Raw genomic sequence first — 19,739 nt, 5'->3', positions numbered from 1 at the left:
CAGGGCGCTCTGGCCAGCGAAAAAGGCGGCAACTATTGCGACGGCAGGGGGCGAAAGCTAATGCCTGAAACGCATAGCCCATGCCGTTTATGCATACTGTTTTCGACCTAGCCGGCAGCTTCGCAAGTGCTTGATTTATAACATTCGGAATCCCGAACAAGACCAAACCGCCATATTTCGGCAGATTTGGCGGGACAGGTAGGACATGAAAGATGGCCTGTTCGACAATCCGAATGGCGGAAATGCCACTTGTAGCAGCATCAAGAAGGTCGAAAAAAATTTGATGTACGGTCGAGACAAAATGTGTCCCAAGGGAAAAAACGCGCAAGGGAAGCGACGTTTCCTACATGGCTCCTCGGAAGTCAGGTCTGGCAAGGTATCCCTGTGACACCGCCGACCTGAGACTTCCGATTCCGCCTTTCCTGACCCGGCCCATTACTGGAGGCACTCCCTGTACCCCTAGGCCACTCCGATCCTGTAACAATCAGAGCAGCCCGACCCCTTGGTCATGTGCTACCCCTCCTCGGGGCGGCGCATCATAGAAGGCTGAACTATAGAAAGCTTCAGCTTCTATTACGTGACAGTGAGTGACCTTTCATCCGTACCGGCAACAATGCTCAGTACCAGTTCGGGTCACGCTTGAGCTGCTCCTGCAGCATTGCCTTCATGCCGTCGTCAGGTTCGCCCAGCCAGCGGTACTGCGCATGGCGGGTGGGCGACTTGTCGCTCGGCAAACCTTCGGGCACCTCGACGAGCATCCCGTAGGCATCATCCTTGTCCCAGCTGAACGCCACGATCAGCCGTTTGTAGGTGCAATTGTCCTGTTTTTCGCACAGCGGGCCGACCAGGTACTTGTCGCCGTCCTCAGTAACGGCAGACATCTGCTGCTGGGAACTGCCGGTCAGATTGACCACCCAATCGGGCAGGCGTTCCTCGCCTTCGAGGGTGTCCTGCCAGGTTTCGCGGTACTCCGGGTCCGAGCCGAGCAGTTGGTCGACCCGAACCTGGCCGTCATTGGCCGCCATGGCCGCCGCGCTGCCGCCCAGCAACAGGGCGGCGACCACGGCTGAACGAAGCTTCCTGCTCATCTTCAACCTCGTCCGCGTCCAAAGAAGAAGGAGGCTACAAACAACACCAGGAAGACAATGAACAGGATCTTGGCGATACCTGTAGCAGCGCCCGCGATACCACCGAAGCCCAGTACAGCGGCGACAATGGCGATGATGAGGAAAGTGATAGCCCAACTCAGCATGGTAGTTCTCCTTTCTTTTTGCGGAATCGATCCGGCCGCCTGGTCAGAAAACCCAACGTTCCTGGGGAACAAATTTTTCCACAGTGGCCGGTGAGGCAATGGCCTGGCCAGCTGGCTGCCAGTCAGCGGCCTTGACCAAGGTGTTGGCACGAGTTGCCTGAATCTGCGTCAACAGTGCAGTCTGAGCTGCCACTTGCTCAGCCAGACGCGCCGTCTGCAAGCTGTAATAGAAGAGGCCAGCGGCCAAGGTCAGCAGCATCGCCATGCCGAGTGTCAGCATCTGGCGCAAAGGCAGTGCAGCGCTCTGCGAGCGGTTGACGGATTGGCGGTTCATGCTGGCTCCTCCTGCTGTATTTTTTGTTCAAACCTGAACAGGTAATTGCAGCCTGCATGCCAGCCTTCTTATTTAAATAAAATCCTTATAAATCAATCACTTAGTAATTGTTAAAAGAAACCGCGAGGACGTATCCTGCACGATGACGCCTGTGTGGTCGTGCGAATTGCACGATCAGCCTTCCACCTTGGTCGCCACCTTCAGCAGGTCAGCATCCACGCCCCGTACGCCGATGATCTGCCGGGCGATCTCCACGGCGATGGTTTTCTGCTCCGCGCTGACCACCTCGCCCGAGAGCCGCACCATGCCTGCTTCGCTGGCCACCTTCAGGTTGAGGCCATCGAGATTGCGGCTGAAGCGATAGCTGCTCTGGATCTTGTCGACGATCCAGCTGTCGCTTGGCTGCGGCCCGGTTAGCGCGCCCGCCGGCGTTTCTCGCGCCTTGGCCATGGCAGCGGTATCGAGGCTGACCAGGTTGTTGACCAGGTACACGCCGTCGGTGGTACGCGCTACCACGCCCGCCAACTCCTTGGCTTCGGCACTGTCGACCTTGCCACGCAACGTCACCACACCTTCACTGCTTTGTACTTCTATAGGGGCCTTTTCGGTGGTACGGCTCCACAACAGCCGAGCACGGATCACCGCCGCCAAGGTCACATCCTCCAGGCGCTGGGCGTAGGCACGCAGCTCCAGTGGACGCTCCACCAGTTGGGTATTGAGCTGCAGCAGGTTCTCCACCTGTTCGATGCCCCGGGTAGCACGGGCCACGTCCTCGGCCAGCTGCCGCTCGACCTCGTTCTCCACCTCACCGGAAAGCCGCGCCTGCTTGCCGTCCACTTCAACGTTGATACGAAATGAATCAAGCATGCGGTTCATTGACAAAGCGGTTTGCAGGGCGCCTTCCAGGCGCGCGTCCTGCACAGGGTCGGCGAATGCAGGGGTAAAGATTGGCAGCAGGGTGGCGGCCAAAACGGCTGTACGCAGGGAAAAGGGCATGACAGCGCCTCCTTCGTGGGCAAAATCCGAAAATCATCGCAACCAATGTGCCAGCGCGTGTCTCTAAGCAAATCATTGAAGAATCACGGCTTGTAGACATCGTTTGGCCACTGGCTAGCATGCAAAGGACAGAATCCTTCAGAATTGACCATGCAACTTGCCCGATTTTTCCCACACTAAATAAAGATCTTTCCCTAAGGAGCACAGGAAATGGAATCAGCCCAGGACAACCAAGGCCGAATTCTGCTGGTGGATGACGAGTCCGCGATCCTGCGCACGTTCCGCTACTGCCTGGAAGACGAGGGCTACAGCGTGGCCACGGCCAACAGCGCCGCCCAGGCAGAAACCCTACTGCAGCGCCAGGTGTTCGACCTATGCTTCCTCGATTTGCGCCTGGGTGAAGACAACGGCCTCGACGTACTGGCACAGATGCGTATCCAGGCCCCGTGGATGCGGGTGGTGATCGTCACCGCGCACTCGGCGATCGACACCGCAGTAGATGCCATCCAGGCCGGCGCTGCCGACTACCTGGTCAAGCCATGCAGCCCTGACCAGTTGCGCCTGGCCACTGCCAAGCAACTGGAGGTGCGCCAGCTTTCTGCGCGCCTGGAAGCCCTGGAAGGTGAAATACGCAAACCCAAGGACGGCCTCGACTCCCATAGCCCGGCCATGATGGCGGTGCTTGAAACCGCCCGCCAAGTCGCCATCACTGACGCCAACATCCTCATCCTTGGCGAATCTGGTACGGGCAAGGGCGAGCTGGCACGGGCCATCCATGGTTGGAGCAAGCGTGCACGCAAAGCCTGCGTGACCATCAACTGCCCGTCGCTTAACGCCGAGCTGATGGAAAGCGAGCTATTCGGCCATACCCGCGGCGCCTTCACCGGCGCCAGCGAAAGCACGCTCGGGCGGGTCAGCCAGGCAGACGGGGGCACGCTATTCCTCGACGAGATCGGCGATTTCCCGCTGACCTTGCAGCCCAAACTGTTGCGTTTCATCCAGGACAAGGAATACGAACGCGTCGGCGACCCGGTTACCCGGCGTGCCGATGTACGTATCCTGGCTGCCACCAACCTCAATCTCGAAGAGATGGTGCGCGAAAGCCGCTTCCGCGAAGATCTGCTGTATCGCTTGAACGTGATTACCCTGCACCTGCCCCCCCTGCGCGAGCGCAGTGAAGATATCCTCATCCTGGCCGACCGCTTTCTCGCCCGTTTCGTCAAGGAATACTCCCGGCCCGCCCGCGGTTTCAGTGACGAGGCGCGCACCGCCCTGCTCAACTACCGCTGGCCTGGCAACATTCGCGAACTACGCAACGTAGTGGAACGGGCCAGCATCATCTGCCCGCAGGAACGCGTGGAAATCAGCCACCTGGGCATGGGTGAACAACCCGCCGGCAATGCACCACGCGTAGGTGCCGCGCTTAGCCTGGATGAGTTGGAACGTGCCCATATCGGTGCCGTTCTGGCTGCCAGCGATACCCTCGACCAAGCCGCCAAGACCTTGGGCATCGATGCTTCTACCCTGTACCGCAAGCGCAAGCAGTACAACCTATGAAGTGGCCGCCCATGAAGCTGCGCACGCGGCTTTTCCTCAGCATCTCGGCGCTCATCACTGTGGCGTTGCTAGGGCTGTTGCTGGGCCTGGTCAGCATGCTGCAGATGGCTACAGTGCAACAGCAACTGGTGCGCGATACCACCCATGCACTGGAAGTGGGGCTGAAGTTGCGCCAGAACCTGGGCGAACAGCTGATGCTTATTCTCAATGAAGACACCGCCCCGGAAAGCCTGCGGCTGCTGCAGGAAAGCTTCCAGGACCTGCTCAACCAAGGGCTGGAGCAAGGCGGCGAGCGCACCGGTTTCAGCAAGGCCAGCAGCAATTACCAGGCCTTCCTCCAGACATATCGCGACAGCGCCGCACCCGCTCGCAGCATGGGTGTCGATCAGCCGCTGGGGGCCGCGTTCAATCAGGTGCGCACCGACTTGATCGATTCCCACAAGCACGCATTGGACCTGATCACCCGTAGCGAGGAACGCACCCGTGACCGCGCCTTGCTAGTCAGTGGTGTACTCGGCCTGATGGGGCTGGTGGTGTTGGTACTGGGATTTATCACCGCGCACAACATCGCCCGGCGTTTCGGCCAGCCGATCGAAGCCTTGGCCAAGGCGGCCGACCAACTGGGCAAGGGCGATTTCGACGTTACCTTGCCGGTGGCCCAGGCCGCCGAGCTCAACCAGCTGACCCGGCGCTTTGGTCTGATGGCCGATGCCTTGCGCAAGCACCAGGCCACCAACGTTGACGAACTGCTGGCCGGCCAGCAGCGTTTACAAGCCGTGCTCGACAGCATCGACGACGGTCTGCTGATCATCGACCGCCAGGGCCGCCTCGAGCACCTCAACCCGGTGGCGCAGCGCCAGTTGGGCTGGAACGACAGCCGTGTGGGCAGCAGCCTGGTCGAAGCCCTGCAGCGGCCCGAGCTTGAGCAACAACTGCGCCAGGTTCTGCGCGGGGGCAGCCTCGATCGCCCACCGGACGACCTGAACATGGAGGTCGATGAAGAATCGCGTCTGCTCACCTACAGCCTGACCCCGGTCAGCCACCCGCAGGGGCCAATCCTTGGCGCGGTGATGGTGCTGCACGATGTGACCGAGCAAAGGGCCTTCGAGCGGGTACGCAGCGAATTCGTGCTACGCGCCTCCCACGAACTGCGTACCCCGGTGACCGGTATGCACATGGCCTTCGGCCTGCTGCGCGAGCGGGTCAAGTTCCCGCCCGAGGCTCGCGAGAACGACCTGCTGGAAACCATCGGCGAAGAAATGCAGCGCCTGACCCAGCTGATCAACGACCTGCTCAACTTCTCCCGTTATCAGAGCGGGTTGCAAAAGCTTGAGCTGGCCCCCTGCGCCATCGACGAACTGCTGGAGCAAGCCCAATTGCGCTTTGCCGAACAAGCTGCGCACAAGCAGATCGAGTTGATCAAGGAACTGGACCCGCCGCTACCGCGCATCCAGGCCGACGTCGCCCAGTTGGACCGGGTGCTGGACAACCTGCTGCACAACGCCATCCGCCATACCGCCAATGGCGGGCGCATCCGCCTGCATGCCCGACGGCATGCGGAACGGGTGATCATCAGCGTCGAGGACAATGGAGAGGGCATTTCCTATGGGCAGCAAGCGCGCATCTTCGAGCCTTTCGTGCAGGTAGGTCGCAAGAAAGGCGGTGCTGGGCTGGGGCTCGCGCTGTGCAAGGAAATTGTGCAGCTGCACGGAGGGCGCATGGGCGTGTTTTCGCGGCCGGGGCAGGGGACCCAGTTCTACATGGCGTTGCCGGTCTGATTGCTTCAACGCGCCTAAACCCGCCGCGGCAGGTGCCCACGAGTCACCAACTCGGCAAACTGCCGGGCGTTCAGCGGCCGGGCAAACAACCAGCCCTGGCCATAATTGACCCCCTCGCTGTTCAGCAGCACCGCCTGGTCCTCGAACTCGATACCTTCGGCAATTACCCGCAGGTGCAGGTCATGGGCCATGCGGATGATATGCGGGGCCACGCCGCTACTGGCGGCATCGTGGCCCAGAGCGTCGATGAATGCCTTGTCGATCTTCAGGCAGTCCACTGGCAGGGTTTGCAGGTAGGCCAGGCTGCAATAACCGGTACCAAAGTCGTCGATCAGCACCTGGTGCCCCACGGCACGTAGCGCCTGCAGATTGTCACGGGCGACCACCACGTCGATCAGGCCGCGCTCGGTCACCTCGAAGGCAATCTGGCTGGGCGCCACTCGATGCAAGGCCAACAAGCGCGCCGCCACCCGGCCAATACGTGGCACCATCACATCACAGGCCGCCAGGTTTATCGATATGTATAGCTTGGGGTGCGAGCGCAGTAGCTGTCCGAGCTGTTCAAGCACACGCTGCAGGACAAAGTCGGTGATCTGGCGAATCTGCCCGGTATTCTCCGCCAGCGGAATGAAAAGGTCCGGGCTGGTCAGGGTGCCGTCCGGGCGGCGCCAGCGCACCAAGGCCTCGGCGCCCACACAGCGCCGGCTGTCGAGCTCGATGATTGGCTGGTAGAGAACCTGCAACTCTCCACGACGCAAGGCATTCTGCAACTCTGAACTCATCGACCGTCGTTGCAGAATCAACTGCAGTACCAACCAACCGATGCAGCAGGCCGCCAGCACGCTACCGGGGAACAGCAACCAGAGCATGCCGTTCATCTTCAGCGGCAGACTGGCCCTCGGGGCAATCAGCACCAACTGGTAATCCGGCGACTTGGTCGGCATTCGGTAGATCAGCCGATCACTGAGTTCCAGCAGCGACTTGTGGCTGGTCGACCAGGCCGAGGGCGGTGGCCATACCTGTGGCGGGCCGAGCACCGGAATGGCCCGGGCGCCGTTGTCGAGCACCACGACCAGGCTGCCACCTGGGGGCAGGTCCACCACATCGGTCAAATGCCCACGGGAGGTGGAAACCAGAAACTTGCCCCGGCCCAGCATCAGTGCTGCCAGGTTCTCGTTCGGCTCGGTGGTGGTGTTAAGCCAGTAACTGTACGTCGGCCCCTGGATATCTGGCGCCCGCAAGGGAACGAACGCTCGCTCATCACCGCGGTTGGAGCAGGCAACATTGCCATCTACATAAGCCGCTTCATAGATGAACCGCGAGTTCAGGCCAACCTGCTGCAAGGCTGCCAGCATTGCCGGGTTGCAGCCGCGCAAGGGTTGGGCCTGCAGCAGGTCGACCCCTTCGCGCAATTGGCCGAACACCTGTTCGAGCCGTTCCAGAAAACGCTCGCCCTGGGCATTCATCTGTTCGCTTTCGCTTTGTTTCATTTGTTGCAGGGCAATGCCGATGCTGGCAGAGAGCAACACCGCGGCGCTGGCCAGCGCTGCCAAAGTGGCCAGCATCCAGGGACGGTAAAAAATTTGGCGCAGCAAGGCGATGAAGGCTGACATCGAAGGCATCCAGTTGATAACCAAGGTATAGCAACGGAATCAATAATCACCCTCACCGTTTGGCGCTTCGCTGCAATCCATCCACGCGCTTTGTAGAAACAGCCTTGTGGCTGCGATGAGACCGTTAAGTCGATACAACTGCGTCGACCCAACTCGCCTCTTCGCAGCGCAAGGCTTGCAACAAGGACCCCGCCCGCCGTGACTCAACGCATACGGTTAAGTACCTGCAGCATCGCTGCTGTCTGCGCATCCGGCATACCGTCGAAGCGCTGCGGGCGGAAGCGCATCTGGAAGGCGGCGATCACATGACGTGTGGCGACATCCAGCACGCCGGTCTGCTCGATCTGATAGCCAAACCGTGCCAGCTCCTGCTGGTACCAGCCAACGCTTGGCGGGTTGACGCTGAAGTAGGCTTGCTGCCGTGCCACGGCGTTGGCATCCGGCCAGATACCCAGCCCGGCGTCGGCCAGGCGCTTCCACGGGAACAATGGCCCCGGGTCCAGCTTGCGCAGCGGGGCGATGTCACTGTGGCCGATGATATGGCGTGGTTCGATGTTGTTGCGTTTGACAATGTCCTTGAGCAGCGCGATCAGCGACTGGATCTGCGCCTCGCTGTAAGGGTGCCAGACCCGGCCGTTCGGGGTGTCGGTGAAGCCCGGGTTGACGATCTCGATACCAATGGACGAGGAGTTCAGCCAGGTGCGCCCCTGCCACTGGCTGTCACCGGCATGCCAGGCGCGACGGTTTTCATCTACCAGCTGATACACCGTAGCCGGGCCATCGCCGATCAGGTAATGGCTGCTGACCTCACCCTGGGTAAGCAGCGCCAGCGAGCGCTCCAGCGAAGCATTGGTGTAATGCAGGACAACGAACTGGATGCGGTTGTCCTGATTGGCCGAAGGGTGACTGCGGTCGATGCGCAGGCCCGTCGAGCAACCGGCGACAGACAACAGCAAAAAGGAAATCAGGGTTTTTTTAAGCGTGGAAAGCACGTCAGTGGCCTCAGCGTATGAGCGCTACAGTATAACGTGCTCACCTGCGCTGTGCCTGCCGGACAGCGGCTGGCTAACCATGCTCGACGCGATTGCGCCCCAGCTCCTTTGCCCGGTACAGCGCTGCATCGGCCCGTTTGAGCACCTGGTCGCTGCGTTCGCCAGAACGGAATGCACTCAGGCCGATGGAGGTGGTGATCACCACCCGTTCTCCCTTGAAGTGGAATGGGCAGGCTTCGACTGTGGCACGCAACACCTCGGCCACTTGCGCAGCGACTGCCGGCGTGGTCTGCGGCAGCAGCAGGACGAATTCCTCGCCGCCAAAGCGGGCGATGAAATCACGGCCCCGCAGACGCTTGCGCAACTGGTCGGCCACGATCTTGAGGACCTTGTCCCCAGCCAGATGACCATAGTTGTCGTTGATGCGTTTGAAATGGTCCAGGTCAAGAATCGCCATCGCCAGATGGCCGCCGTTTTCCTGCCAGTCAAGCATTTCGCGTTCGACTCGCTCGCTCCAGGCCGCACGGTTGGGCAGGCCGGTGAGCGGGTCCAGCAGGGCTTTCTGGCGCTGTTCTTCCAGGTGCTCGCGGTAGCCAAGCGCCTCATGCTCCATGCTCGCCACCCGCTCCGACAAGCCTTGCAGGCGACCGGCCAGTTCCTGCTCGCGGCGATCACGCTCGTGCTTGTGCTCGTCCATCGTCACCAGTAAGCCTTCCAGGCGGTTTTCCAGAATGTGCTTGAGGCTGTCTACATCGGCGGCACCTTGCATGCTGCTCTGCAGGCCGTCGACGTGCTCTCGCAGTTGGCTATCCAGCTCGCGGGCAGCAGTGCTGTTGTCCGCGTGGCCGGCGCTGGCCTCGTGCAGGTGGCTCTGGAAACCTTCCAGGCGTTCATTGAGTTGCTGCAGGTAGGTTTCGAATTCGTGCTGACCGCTGTCGGTAATCGCCAGCATGAGTACTGCCAAGTCATCCAGCACCGGGATCAGCTCATACCAGTTCAAGCCGCGAGCAACCCGCTCGCGCATCTCCAGCGCCTGAGCCTTGTGTCGCTCGGGAAGGCTGAGGTCATCGAGCAGACCGATCAGGGTCTGCTCGATGTGCGCGGCAACCTGGCTGTAAGGCGGCTCCACTGCGTAGGGCAGGGCATAGGGGCCGTCTTCACCAAAGGTTACTTCAAGGGCTTGTAAGGGTTCTGCCTCAGCCAACGGCTCGCTGGCGGAAACTGCAGCTTCCGGCAATGGCGACTTGTCCCTTGGCAACGGGGCAGGCGGCATTTCGGCCGTTTCGATCAGCGCCGGGCCAAATGCCTCCAGCTCAAGCTCGGGCGCTTCGGCCACCTCGGCAGTCGGAGCAGCAGGGGCCGGCAACGGTTGTAGCGCATCGACGTCATCTGGCCGCGAGGGCTCGGCACTGCCGGCTGCCTGGGGCACAACCTCGGCAGCAGGCAACGCCACCGGCGCAAGCGCTGCTCCTGCCTGTGCATCTTCCTCGCGGCTTCCAAACAACCGCTGCAGAAAACCGGGTCGGGCTTCTTCACCCGACTTGCCAAGGGCCGACAGCGCGCGCCCCTGCAAGCCGCTCAACTCGCCCAAAAGCGGCGGCAGCTCGCGTGACTGGGCAACCCCGCCGTCGAGCTTCTTCGCCAGTTTTTTCAATGGCCGCGAGATATCGCTGGGCAGGGGCAGGCTTTGCAGTTGGCCAACCAGTGCGGTCAGCGCATCGCTGACCTGGTGCATGCGGGTTTCGCGACGCTGTTCGGAATCCAGTACCGCTTTCTCAAGGCGCGGAATCAAGCCAGCGAGGCCGGCGTCCATGTTGTCGCTGCGAATGACATCGCGCATTTCCTTCATGCACTCGTCTACCACCTTGTCACTGCCTTCAGCAGCCAGGGTGCTGCGCACCAGGCCTCGGCGCAGCAGGTCAAGACGGGCATCCCAACGGCGTTCGAGCTTTTCTTGCTGCTCGATGCTTTTAAGGTATTTTTCTTTCCAGCGCTCAGCGTCTTCAGTCATGCCCGGGTCCGCAAACGGTGATGGCAATTAGCTCAAAACCGGCAGCGTATCCACAGTCAATGCATCAGGCAATCGAATCTCGACAGCAACGGGAAGGTGGTCCGAAATTGGCTGCGCCAGCACCTCGACACGCTCCAGCGTGAGGCTTGAACTGAGCAGGATATGATCGAGGCAACGCTGCGGTCGCCAGCTGGGGAAGGTGGCCTCGACTTGTGGGGCGACCAGGCCCAAATCGCGCAGCGGCGAATGCTCCAGCAGGTCAGTGGCATGGGTGTTCATGTCACCCATCAGCACCTGGTGACGGTAACCGCCTATCAGCTCGCGGATATAACCCAGCTGCAGGGCGCGGGTCTTGGCCCCCAATGCCAGGTGCATCATCACCACTATCAGCGCATCTTCGCCTTCGCCAAACCGCACCAGAATCGCGCCACGCCCGGCCGGGCCAGGCAACGGATGGTCTTCGAGCAGTTGCGGTTTCAGGCGGCTGAGCACACCGTTGCTGTGCTGGGCAAAACGCCCAAGGTTGCGGTTGAGCTGCTGGTACCAGTAGGGGAATGCCCCCAGGTGGGCCAGGTGTTCGACCTGGTTGACGTAGCCCGAGCGCAGGCTACCACCATCGGCTTCCTGCAGGGCCACCAGGTCGAAGTCGCCCAGCAGCCTGCCGATCTTCTGCAGGTTAACGGCACGCCCGTTATGCGGCAGCAGGTGCTGCCAGCTACGCGTCAGGTAATGGCGGTAGCGCTCGGTGCTGATGCCCACCTGGATGTTGAAACTGAGCAGCCGCAGACGACCATCCTCGGGCAGGCCTGGGGCCTGCAGGTGATGCTCGTTGACCTGCGGCTCGTGCAGGCCAATGCCACGCGTAGCTCTGAAGCGGGGCATGGGTGACGCCGCCTACTTGGCAGCGCGCTCCTTGTCGATCAGTTGGTCGGCGACATTCAGCACGCCTTCCGGCCCGCCGGCAGTCCCCAGGTCGAAGCGGTACTTACCGTTGACGACCATGCTAGGTACGCCGGTGATCTCATACTTCTTCGCCAATTCCTTGGCCTGTTTGACCTGGCCCTGGATGGCGAACGAGTCGAAGGTGGCGAGGAACTTGTCCTTGTCCACACCTTGAGTGGCGAGGAAGTCGGCCATGTCGTTCTTGTCGGTCAGGCGCTTGTGCTGGTTTTGAATGGCATCGAACACCGCAGCGTGCACCTTGTGCTCGACGCCCATGGCTTCGAGGGTCAGGAACATCTGGCCGTGTGCATCCCACGGGCCACCGAACATGGCCGGTACGCGCTTGAAGTTGACGTCCTTCGGCAGCTTTTCAGCCCAAGGGTTGATGGTCGGCTCGAAGTGGTAGCAGTGTGGGCAGCCGTACCAGAACAGCTCGACGACTTCGATCTTGCCAGGCACGGAAACCGGAACAGGGTTGCTCAGCTCGATGTATTCCTTGCCGGCCACAGGCTCGGCGGCCTGAACGGCAGTCATACCGAATACGCTGGCGGCGACCAGCGCAGCGCTGAGAATCAGTTTACGCATGCTTTACTCCTGAGCAGTCATGGGTCGCCACGACGCGACCTGCACTGAGACAGGCCGGGAAGGGCTCGAGTTCTGTAGTGTAACGGCTGCGGACGGAAAAAAGGGCAGCCCGGCCGCCCTTTCATCATTGACCTACAACATTAACCGAAAGTTAATGCAGGCCCTGGATGTAGCTGGCCAACGCTTCGATGTCATGGTTGCTCAGCTTGCCAGCGATGGTGCGCATGGTCATGGCATCGCCATCGTTGGTGCGGTTGCCTTCGCGGAAGTCAGTGAGCTGCTTGGCCACGTACTGCGAGTGTTGCCCGCCCAGGTGCGGGAAGCCGGCCAGGGCGATGCCCGCGCCATTAGGCGAGTGGCAGCCAGTGCAGGCCGGCATGCCCTTTTCCAGGTCGCCGCCATTGAACAGCGCGCGGCCGCGCTCGACCAGCTTGGGATCGGCGGCACCCACGCTGCCTTTCTGGCTGGAGAAGTAGGCGGCGATATCGGCCAGATCCTGGTCGCTGAATGCGGCCAGCATGCCTGTCATTTCCAGCACGGTACGCTTGCCCGACTTGATATCGTGGAGTTGTTTTTCGAGATAGCGCTGGCCTTGGCCGGCCAGTTTCGGGAAGTTCGGTGCCAGGCTGTTGCCGTCGGGATTGTGGCAGGCGCCACAGACGGCGGTCTTGGCCTGGCCAGCGGCGGCATCGCCTTTGATAGGTTGCGCAGCAGTGGCCGCACCAGCGACACCCAAGGTCAACAGCAGACTCACGACTAGTTTGTTCATCAGCTAATCCAACACGGCTAAGGGTGAAATGTTATGTATCGGGACTGCCGCTCATCCAAAGGATGACCAAACGGTAGTCCTCGGCACTGCAGTCCATGCACAATCCACGCGGCGGCATAGCCTTGAAACCCTGGGTCACGTGCTTCACCAGTACATCCATGCCTTGCGCCAGCCTTGGCTCCCATGCTGCCCGGTCACCCCGTCTGGGTGCCTGTGGCAACTGCCCGGTGTGACAGGCCGCACACGTGCGGTTGTACAACACCTCGGGATCCTGTGTAGCCTGTGCGCTGAAAAACGGCAGGAACATACCGACAGCAAGCAGCCATTTCGCCATGCGGAACGACCTTCAGGGTTGGGGGCCGCGCTGCGTTCTGTTGCGCGAGCTATTGTTCGACACCCCATGCCCGTTCTCCTTCGCTGGGAGAATGAGCACACAAAAACTGGGGCATTATATACTTCCGCCATCCAAACGGAAACGACACCGCTTGCCAGGCTTGGCTCTACAAAGTCAGGCAACACCCACATCGGATATCCCATGCAAGTCAAGAACCCCATCCTCGGCCTCTGCCAGAAAGCCAAATTCGCCCTCAGCGCAGCCAAGGTCGAACAATGCCCGGACGACCAGGGTTACGAGGTGGCTTTTGCCGGCCGTTCCAACGCCGGCAAATCCAGCGCCCTCAATACCCTGACTCATGCCAGCCTGGCGCGTACCTCGAAAACTCCCGGGCGCACCCAGCTGTTGAATTTCTTCAGTCTGGACGATGAACGGCGTTTGGTCGACCTGCCGGGCTATGGTTATGCAAAAGTCCCGATTCCGCTCAAGCAGCACTGGCAGAAACACCTGGAAGCCTACCTGGGCAGCCGTGAGTGCCTGCGTGGCGTGATCCTGATGATGGACGTGCGTCACCCGATGACCGACTTCGACAAGATGATGCTCGACTGGGCCAAGGCCAGCAGCATGCCGATGCACATCCTGCTGACCAAGGCCGACAAGCTGACCCACGGCGCGGGCAAGAACACATTGCTGAAAGTGCAGTCGGAAATCCGCAAGGGCTGGGGGGATGGCGTGACCATCCAACTGTTCTCGGCACCCAAGCGCCTGGGCGTGGAAGACGCCTACCGAGTGCTGGCAGACTGGATGGAACTGGAAGACAAGCCGGTCGTTTAATGCTTTGCGCCTGAACCGTAGGGGCGGGTTTACCCGCGAAAGGGCCGGGCCTGCTCTCCACCCGCCGTTCACCGTTGCCGCCACTACCGTGTTCGCGGGTAAACCCGCTCCTACACCTGATCGGGGTTGGACACGCTTTGGTGATTGGGCGCAGGCCCTTGTAGGAGCGGGTTTACCCGCGAATGCAGCGGTGAATTCGACATCGCATTCGCGGGTAAACCCGCTCCTACGGGGGCTCAGTACAAGCCATGCGGCAAATTCCGGGCAAAAAAAACCCCGGACTTCGTATGGGGAGGGGGAAGTTCGGGGTCCAAGTCCGGACCGCTAGGGCGGGGTCCAGATATCTGCCAACACTTAACACAACATAGGAGCATCGAAGGGCTTCACCAGCCATTCAGTTACTCTGAGTTCCGCTTCACCGGTTTAGTTCCGAAACCCATAAAACTATTTGCGATAGTTTCATGAAACTTAAGCACCCCCGGCACTGAGCGGTCCACGGATCCGCGTCACTACGCCGCAGATCCTACACAGTTTTACCTGCTCAATCAGTGAGCTTCGTCCCAATTCGCACCAACGCCTGCTTCGACAAGCAGCGGCACATCCAGCTGCGCGGCCTGGCTCATGTGCTGGCGAATTTCATCTTTCACCTGCTGCACCAGGTCCTCGCGTACTTCAAGCACCAGTTCGTCGTGCACCTGCAGGATCACCCGGGCATCCAGCCCGCTCTCACTCAACCAGTTATCTACCTTGACCATGGCCCGCTTGATGATGTCGGCAGCAGTACCCTGCATTGGGGCGTTGATCGCCGTGCGCTCGGCGCCCTTGCGCAGGGCAGGGTTCTTGGCATTGATGTCTGGCAAGTACAGCCGACGGCCAAACAGGGTCTCGACAAAGCCTTGCTCGGCCGCCTGGGCGCGGGTGCGCTCCATATAGGCCAGCACGCCTGGGTAGCGGGCAAAATAGCGATCGATGTAGTCCTGTGACTGCTTGCGGTCGACGCCGATCTGCTTGGCCAGGCCAAAGGCGCTCATGCCGTAGATCAGGCCGAAGTTGATGGCCTTGGCGCTGCGGCGCTGGTCGGTGGTCACGTCTTCCAGGGCCACACCGAACACTTCGGCTGCTGTGGCGCGGTGCACGTCCAGGTCATTGCGGAAGGCATGCAGCAAGCCTTCGTCCTTGGCCAGGTGGGCCATGATGCGCAGTTCGATCTGTGAATAGTCCGCCGCCAGAAGCTTGTAACCCGGACTGGCGATGAACGCCTGGCGGATACGCCGCCCTTCAGCGGTGCGGATCGGGATGTTCTGCAAGTTCGGGTCGCTCGACGACAACCGGCCGGTGGCCGCCACGGCCTGCTGGTAGGACGTGTGGATACGCCCGGTGCGCGGGTTGATCTGCCCCGGTAACTTGTCGGTGTAGGTGCTCTTGAGCTTGCTCAGGCTGCGGTACTGCATCAGCACCTCTGGCAGCGGGTAACCTTGTAAGGCCAGTTCGTCGAGCACCGCTTCGGCGGTGGATGGCTGGCCCTTGGCGGTCTTGCTCAACACCGGCATGCCCAGCTTGTCGTAAAGGATCGTGCCCAGCTGCTTGGGCGAGCCGAGGTTGAACGTCTCACCGGCGAGCTCGTAGGCACGCAGCTCCAGCTCAGCCATCTTCACGCCCAGCTCACCGCTCTGTACTTTCAACAGCTCGGCATCGACCAACGCACCCTGGCGCTCGATCCTGGCCAGCACCGGCACCAGCGGCATCTCGATATCCATCAGCACCGGTTGCACGCTCGGCGTCTGTGCCAGGCGGGCCTGCAATGCATGGTGCAGGCGCAGGGTGATGTCGGCGTCTTCGGCGGCGTAGGGGCCGGCCTTGTCCAGGTTGATCTGGTTGAAAGTAAGCTGCTTGGCACCCTTGCCGGCGATGTCCTCGAAGGCGATCGTGGTGTGGTCGAGGTACTTCTGCGCCAGGCTGTCCATGTCATGACGGGTGGCGGTGGAGTTCAGCACGTACGATTCGAGCATGGTGTCGTAGGCCACGCCGCGCATCTCGATGGCAGGGGAGCCATTGGCGAGGATGTTGATGTCGTACTTGGCGTTCTGCCCGACCTTGGCCTTGGCCGGGTCCTCCAGCAGTGGTTTCAGCGCCAGCAGCACGGCCTCGCGGTCCAGCTGGGCCGGCGCGCCTTCGTAATCGTGGGCCAGCGGCACATAGGCCGCTTCATGCGGCTCGACTGCGAAGGACAGGCCGACCAACTGCGCCTGCTGGGCGTCCAGGCCGGTGGTCTCGGTGTCGAAGGCAAACAGCGGTGCCTGGCGCAGCTTCTCCAGCCAGGCGTCGAATCGGGCCTGGTCGAGAATGGTTTCGTATTTGGGCTCGACCTTGGCCGCAGGCTCCACGGCCGGGGCGACATCATCACCAGCCTTGGCCGCATCGCGCTGCACTTCGGCGACCCAGCTCTTGAACTCCATCTCGGTGTACAACGCCAGCAACGCCTCGCGGTCAGGTTCACCGCACACCAGCGCCTCGACCTCCACATCCAGCGGCACGTCAACCTTGATGGTGGCCAGTTCGTAGGACAGGAATGCCGCGTCGCGGTGCTCCTCCAGCTTGGCCGGCAAGGTCTTGGCGCCGCGAATGGCCAGCGTTGGCACCTTGTCCAGGTTGGCGTAAAGGTCGCTGAGGCCGCCGCCGATGCCGGTCAGCAGCCCCACCGCCGTTTTTTCGCCCACGCCCGGCACGCCGGGGATGTTGTCGACCTTGTCACCCATCAGGGCCAGGAAGTCGATGATGTGTTCCGGGCCGACGCCGAATTTCTCGTGCACGCCAGCCACGTCCAGCACGCTTCCGGTCATGGTGTTGACCAAGGTAATGTGCCCGTCCACCAGCTGCGCCATGTCCTTGTCACCGGTCGAGATGATCACCGGGCGACCCAGGGCGGCACTGCTGCGCGCCAGGGTGCCGATCACGTCGTCAGCCTCGACACCCTCCACACACAGCAGCGGGTAGCCCAGCGCCTTGACGCTGGCGTGAAGCGGCTCGATCTGTACCCGCAGGTCGTCCGGCATGCTGGGGCGGTTGGCCTTGTACTCGGCGAACATGGCATCGCGGAAAGTGCCGCCCTTGGCGTCGAACACCACGGCGAACAGGCTATCGGGGTATTGCTTGCGCAGGCTCTTGAGCATGTTCAGCACACCCTTCACCGCGCCGGTCGGCATGCCCTTGGACGTGGTCAGCGGTGGCAGCGCGTGGAAGGCGCGATAAAGGTAGGAGGAACCGTCCACCAGGACGAGGGGCGCTTGGCTCATGAGCAGAATCAACCTTTTCGACGGGTCCGGCGCTAGAATAGCCAGAATCATTGACGACAAAGGGACTAGGTTATCATGCGCACACTCAATCGCCTGTTACTGCTCGGCCTGTTGGCAACCATGCCTGTCGTCACCCTGGCGGCGGACGACGCCCCCTCGGCCGATCCCGAGGTGACCATTCGCACGGAAGGCGATAAAACCATCCAGGAATACCGGCAAAACGGCTTCCTGTATGCGATCAAGATCACGCCGAAAAACGGCAAGCCTTACTTTCTGGTACGCGCTGATGGCACTGATGCCAATTTCATTCGATCCGACCAGCCGGACATGCTGATTCCGTCCTGGAAGATCTTCGAGTGGTAAGCTGACGCGCACCGTTCACATCAACCCGGCACTTCCCGGCGGAAGTGCCCGTATGGGCAATTTTTCATCATGTCAGTCTTCACCCCCGTGACCCGGCCTGAGCTGGAAACCTTTCTGGCGCCGTACGAGCTGGGCCGTCTGCTCGACTTCCAGGGCATTGCCGCCGGTACCGAGAACAGCAATTTCTTCGTCAGCCTCGAACAGGGGGAGTTCGTCCTGACGCTGATCGAGCGTGGGCCCAGCGAGGACATGCCGTTCTTCATCGAGCTGCTCGATACCCTGCACGGTGCCGACATGCCGGTGCCCTATGCCATTCGTGATCGCGACGGCAACGGCCTGCGCGAGCTGTGCGGCAAGCCTGCATTGCTGCAGCCCAGGCTGTCGGGCAAACACATCAAGGCACCCAACAACCAGCACTGCGCCCAGGTCGGCGAGCTACTGGCACACATTCACCTGGCCACCCGAGAGCACATCATCGAGCGCCGCACCGACCGCGGCCTGGACTGGATGCTGGCCTCGGGTGCCGAGCTACTGCCACGCCTGACTGCGGAGCAAGCCGCATTGCTGCAGCCGGCGCTGGACGAAATCAGCGCACACAAGGCGCAGATCCTGGCCTTGCCGCGGGCCAACCTGCATGCCGACCTGTTCCGCGACAACGTGATGTTCGAAGGCACCCACCTGACCGGTGTGATCGACTTCTACAATGCCTGCTCCGGGCCAATGCTGTATGACATCGCCATCACCGTGAACGACTGGTGCCTGGATGAGCAGGGCGCGGTGGATGTACCACGCGCCCAGGCGCTGCTGGCAGCCTATGCGGCGCTACGGCCGTTCACTGCAGCCGAAGCCGAGCTGTGGCCGGAAATGTTGCGGGTAGGCTGCGTGCGTTTCTGGCTGTCGCGCCTGATTGCGGCCGAGTCGTTTGCCGGGATGGATGTGATGATCCACGATCCGAGCGAGTTCGAAGTGCGTTTGGCGCAGCGCCAGCAGGTGGCTTTGCACCTGCCGTTCGCGCTGTAGACCGCGCCTGCTTCTTCGCGGGTGAACCCGCTCCCACAGGGATAGCGACAGCCTTGAGGCCTGTGCAGTACCTGTGGGCGGATTCACCCGCGAAGGGGCCGGTACAGGCTTACAACTGTTCCAGGCAGCCTGCCAGGTCACCGCCCAGCTTCTCCAGCAAGCGCTCATACCCGTTGCCATCCACCGGATCGGTGCCACCCAAGGCATCCAGCTCGGCAAGGCGTACCGGCAACCCGGCAGTCAGGGTCTCGGCCAATCGCGGCCGCAGTGGCGGCTCGCTGAACACGCAGGTCTTGCCCACTTCCTGAAGACGCTTGCGCATGGCCGCCACATGTTGCGCCCCAGGCTGCACCTCGGATGCCACGCTGAACACGCCCGCGTGCTTCAAGCCATATTCAGCTTCAAAATAGTCGAAGGCTTCGTGGAAGACGAAGTAAGGCTTGCCGGCAATACCGGTCACGCGCGCCTTGATACGCCCATCCAACGCATCCAGGCGTTCATCGAAGGCCTTCAGATTGCTCTGATAGCGAGCCGCATTGGCCGGGTCGACGTGGGCGAGGTCGGCTGCCATTTTCGCCGCGATAACTCGCGCATTGACCGACGATAGCCACAGATGCGCATCCAGGCTGCCTGGGCGGTGGTCGTGGTCATGATCGTCATGGTCTTCTTCCTTATGGGAATGGCTGTCCTCGCCAAAGTGGCGCAGCTTCATGCCCGGTAGCGACTGCACAGCCACTGTGGCCTTGCTGCGGCTTCCCAGCACACGCGCAAGGAAGTTCTCCATGTCCGGGCCGATCCAGTACAGCAGGTCGGCATCGCCTACCCGCCGCACGTCGGAGGGGCGCAGCGCATAGTGGTGGGGTGAAGCGCCGGGCGGCAGCAGCACGTCAGGGCTGCCAACACCCTCCTGCACGGCAGCGGCAATCTGCTGCAGGGGCTTGATAGTGGTGAGCACACGCACGTCGGCCTGCGCGGATAATGCGATGAAAGCGACAAACAGAGCCAGGAATCGGGACACGGTGGATACTCGAATCTGCAGAAACAGGTAACATAATAACGTCTCTGT

The 19,739-nt window shown here is 61.3% G+C and carries 18 protein-coding genes; 5 read left to right on the top strand and 13 right to left on the bottom strand.

Annotated elements, in window-relative coordinates:
• Positions 1-617: 617 nt before the first annotated feature.
• The 4 genes from FQ668_RS27090 to FQ668_RS27075 form a co-directional block, all read right to left on the bottom strand.
• Complete coding sequence (locus tag FQ668_RS27090; protein WP_010951530.1) at positions 618-1,088, bottom strand: inhibitor of vertebrate lysozyme family protein; 471 nt, start codon at positions 1,086-1,088, stop codon at positions 618-620.
• A gap of 2 nt (positions 1,089-1,090) precedes the next feature.
• The gene (locus FQ668_RS27085; RefSeq protein WP_003252966.1) at positions 1,091-1,252 is read right to left on the bottom strand and encodes a DUF1328 domain-containing protein; all 162 of its coding nucleotides are present in this window, start codon (positions 1,250-1,252) and stop codon (positions 1,091-1,093) included.
• Positions 1,253-1,295: 43 nt separating this feature from the next.
• Complete coding sequence (locus FQ668_RS27080) at positions 1,296-1,586, bottom strand: hypothetical protein (RefSeq protein WP_014589264.1); 291 nt, start codon at positions 1,584-1,586, stop codon at positions 1,296-1,298.
• Positions 1,587-1,760: 174 nt separating this feature from the next.
• Positions 1,761-2,582, bottom strand: a complete 822-nt coding sequence (locus tag FQ668_RS27075) for a BON domain-containing protein (protein ID WP_014589263.1) — start codon at positions 2,580-2,582, stop codon at positions 1,761-1,763.
• A gap of 210 nt (positions 2,583-2,792) precedes the next feature.
• Between FQ668_RS27075 and algB the strand changes: the two genes are divergently transcribed.
• Positions 2,793-4,139, top strand: a complete 1,347-nt coding sequence (gene algB, locus FQ668_RS27070) for a sigma-54-dependent response regulator transcription factor AlgB (RefSeq protein WP_014589262.1) — start codon at positions 2,793-2,795, stop codon at positions 4,137-4,139.
• Complete coding sequence (locus tag FQ668_RS27065) at positions 4,136-5,917, top strand: KinB sensor domain-containing domain (RefSeq protein WP_039612249.1); 1,782 nt, start codon at positions 4,136-4,138, stop codon at positions 5,915-5,917. Before algB ends, FQ668_RS27065 begins: the two co-directional genes overlap by 4 nt.
• Before the next feature lie 14 nt (positions 5,918-5,931).
• Here FQ668_RS27065 and FQ668_RS27060 read toward each other — a convergent pair whose 3' ends face one another.
• The 7 genes from FQ668_RS27060 to FQ668_RS27030 all read right to left on the bottom strand — a co-directional run bounded on the left by FQ668_RS27060 (position 5,932) and on the right by FQ668_RS27030 (position 13,163).
• Positions 5,932-7,530, bottom strand: coding sequence for an EAL domain-containing protein (locus tag FQ668_RS27060; protein WP_014589260.1), 1,599 nt, complete (start codon positions 7,528-7,530; stop codon positions 5,932-5,934).
• Positions 7,531-7,733: 203 nt separating this feature from the next.
• Positions 7,734-8,522 carry an N-acetylmuramoyl-L-alanine amidase gene (locus tag FQ668_RS27055; RefSeq protein ID WP_011953154.1) on the bottom strand — a complete coding sequence of 263 codons (789 nt, stop codon included), beginning with the start codon at positions 8,520-8,522 and terminating at the stop codon, positions 7,734-7,736.
• Between the two features lie 73 nt (positions 8,523-8,595).
• Positions 8,596-10,533: a GGDEF domain-containing protein gene (locus tag FQ668_RS27050; protein ID WP_053867745.1), complete on the bottom strand. Its 1,938-nt coding sequence runs from the start codon at positions 10,531-10,533 to the stop codon at positions 8,596-8,598.
• A 27-nt stretch (positions 10,534-10,560) separates the two neighbouring features.
• On the bottom strand, positions 10,561-11,415 hold the full coding sequence (locus tag FQ668_RS27045; protein WP_014589258.1) for an endonuclease/exonuclease/phosphatase family protein: 855 nt from the start codon (positions 11,413-11,415) through the stop codon (positions 10,561-10,563).
• 12 nt (positions 11,416-11,427) lie between these two features.
• The gene (gene dsbA, locus FQ668_RS27040) at positions 11,428-12,060 is read right to left on the bottom strand and encodes a thiol:disulfide interchange protein DsbA (protein WP_014589257.1); all 633 of its coding nucleotides are present in this window, start codon (positions 12,058-12,060) and stop codon (positions 11,428-11,430) included.
• Between the two features lie 151 nt (positions 12,061-12,211).
• On the bottom strand, positions 12,212-12,829 hold the full coding sequence (locus FQ668_RS27035; RefSeq protein ID WP_003252989.1) for a cytochrome c: 618 nt from the start codon (positions 12,827-12,829) through the stop codon (positions 12,212-12,214).
• A 31-nt stretch (positions 12,830-12,860) separates the two neighbouring features.
• Positions 12,861-13,163, bottom strand: a complete 303-nt coding sequence (locus FQ668_RS27030; RefSeq protein WP_003252992.1) for a cytochrome c5 family protein — start codon at positions 13,161-13,163, stop codon at positions 12,861-12,863.
• Between the two features lie 201 nt (positions 13,164-13,364).
• On the opposite strand from FQ668_RS27030, the gene yihA reads away from it, so the two are divergent.
• A complete protein-coding gene (yihA, locus tag FQ668_RS27025) occupies positions 13,365-13,997 on the top strand; it encodes a ribosome biogenesis GTP-binding protein YihA/YsxC (protein ID WP_010951522.1) in 633 nt (210 codons plus the stop codon).
• Between the two features lie 545 nt (positions 13,998-14,542).
• Here the strand turns inward: yihA and polA are convergent.
• Complete coding sequence (gene polA / locus FQ668_RS27010; protein ID WP_019437390.1) at positions 14,543-17,290, bottom strand: DNA polymerase I; 2,748 nt, start codon at positions 17,288-17,290, stop codon at positions 14,543-14,545.
• A 75-nt stretch (positions 17,291-17,365) separates the two neighbouring features.
• Between polA and FQ668_RS27005 the strand changes: the two genes are divergently transcribed.
• On the top strand, positions 17,366-17,653 hold the full coding sequence (locus FQ668_RS27005; protein ID WP_010951520.1) for a DUF2782 domain-containing protein: 288 nt from the start codon (positions 17,366-17,368) through the stop codon (positions 17,651-17,653).
• Positions 17,654-17,722: 69 nt separating this feature from the next.
• Positions 17,723-18,673 carry a homoserine kinase gene (locus FQ668_RS27000; protein WP_003252998.1) on the top strand — a complete coding sequence of 317 codons (951 nt, stop codon included), beginning with the start codon at positions 17,723-17,725 and terminating at the stop codon, positions 18,671-18,673.
• Between the two features lie 109 nt (positions 18,674-18,782).
• Here FQ668_RS27000 and FQ668_RS26995 read toward each other — a convergent pair whose 3' ends face one another.
• The gene (locus FQ668_RS26995) at positions 18,783-19,691 is read right to left on the bottom strand and encodes a zinc ABC transporter substrate-binding protein (protein ID WP_144180731.1); all 909 of its coding nucleotides are present in this window, start codon (positions 19,689-19,691) and stop codon (positions 18,783-18,785) included.
• Positions 19,692-19,739: the final 48 nt, after the last annotated feature.

The organism is Pseudomonas sp. Kh14, from assembly GCF_900291005.1.
Classification (GTDB): domain Bacteria; phylum Pseudomonadota; class Gammaproteobacteria; order Pseudomonadales; family Pseudomonadaceae; genus Aquipseudomonas; species Aquipseudomonas alloputida.
Note: the sequence above shows the minus strand (reverse complement) of the source record. Positions and strands in the feature narration are given on the sequence as shown.

What these genes read in the sequence shown, in the direction of transcription:
- FQ668_RS27030 (WP_003252992.1), bottom strand. Translation starts at nt 13,163, where the DNA reads ATGGCGAAATGGCTGCTTGCTGTCGGTATGTTCCTGCCGTTTTTCAGC.
- algB (WP_014589262.1), top strand. Translation starts at nt 2,793, where the DNA reads ATGGAATCAGCCCAGGACAACCAAGGCCGAATTCTGCTGGTGGATGAC.
- FQ668_RS27065 (WP_039612249.1), top strand. Translation starts at nt 4,136, where the DNA reads ATGAAGTGGCCGCCCATGAAGCTGCGCACGCGGCTTTTCCTCAGCATC.
- FQ668_RS27060 (WP_014589260.1), bottom strand. Translation starts at nt 7,530, where the DNA reads ATGTCAGCCTTCATCGCCTTGCTGCGCCAAATTTTTTACCGTCCCTGG.
- FQ668_RS27005 (WP_010951520.1), top strand. Translation starts at nt 17,366, where the DNA reads ATGCGCACACTCAATCGCCTGTTACTGCTCGGCCTGTTGGCAACCATG.
- polA (WP_019437390.1), bottom strand. Translation starts at nt 17,290, where the DNA reads ATGAGCCAAGCGCCCCTCGTCCTGGTGGACGGTTCCTCCTACCTTTAT.
- FQ668_RS27050 (WP_053867745.1), bottom strand. Translation starts at nt 10,533, where the DNA reads ATGACTGAAGACGCTGAGCGCTGGAAAGAAAAATACCTTAAAAGCATC.
- FQ668_RS27000 (WP_003252998.1), top strand. Translation starts at nt 17,723, where the DNA reads ATGTCAGTCTTCACCCCCGTGACCCGGCCTGAGCTGGAAACCTTTCTG.
- FQ668_RS27035 (WP_003252989.1), bottom strand. Translation starts at nt 12,829, where the DNA reads ATGAACAAACTAGTCGTGAGTCTGCTGTTGACCTTGGGTGTCGCTGGT.
- FQ668_RS27090 (WP_010951530.1), bottom strand. Translation starts at nt 1,088, where the DNA reads ATGAGCAGGAAGCTTCGTTCAGCCGTGGTCGCCGCCCTGTTGCTGGGC.
- FQ668_RS27075 (WP_014589263.1), bottom strand. Translation starts at nt 2,582, where the DNA reads ATGCCCTTTTCCCTGCGTACAGCCGTTTTGGCCGCCACCCTGCTGCCA.
- FQ668_RS27045 (WP_014589258.1), bottom strand. Translation starts at nt 11,415, where the DNA reads ATGCCCCGCTTCAGAGCTACGCGTGGCATTGGCCTGCACGAGCCGCAG.
- yihA (WP_010951522.1), top strand. Translation starts at nt 13,365, where the DNA reads ATGCAAGTCAAGAACCCCATCCTCGGCCTCTGCCAGAAAGCCAAATTC.
- FQ668_RS27085 (WP_003252966.1), bottom strand. Translation starts at nt 1,252, where the DNA reads ATGCTGAGTTGGGCTATCACTTTCCTCATCATCGCCATTGTCGCCGCT.
- dsbA (WP_014589257.1), bottom strand. Translation starts at nt 12,060, where the DNA reads ATGCGTAAACTGATTCTCAGCGCTGCGCTGGTCGCCGCCAGCGTATTC.
- FQ668_RS27080 (WP_014589264.1), bottom strand. Translation starts at nt 1,586, where the DNA reads ATGAACCGCCAATCCGTCAACCGCTCGCAGAGCGCTGCACTGCCTTTG.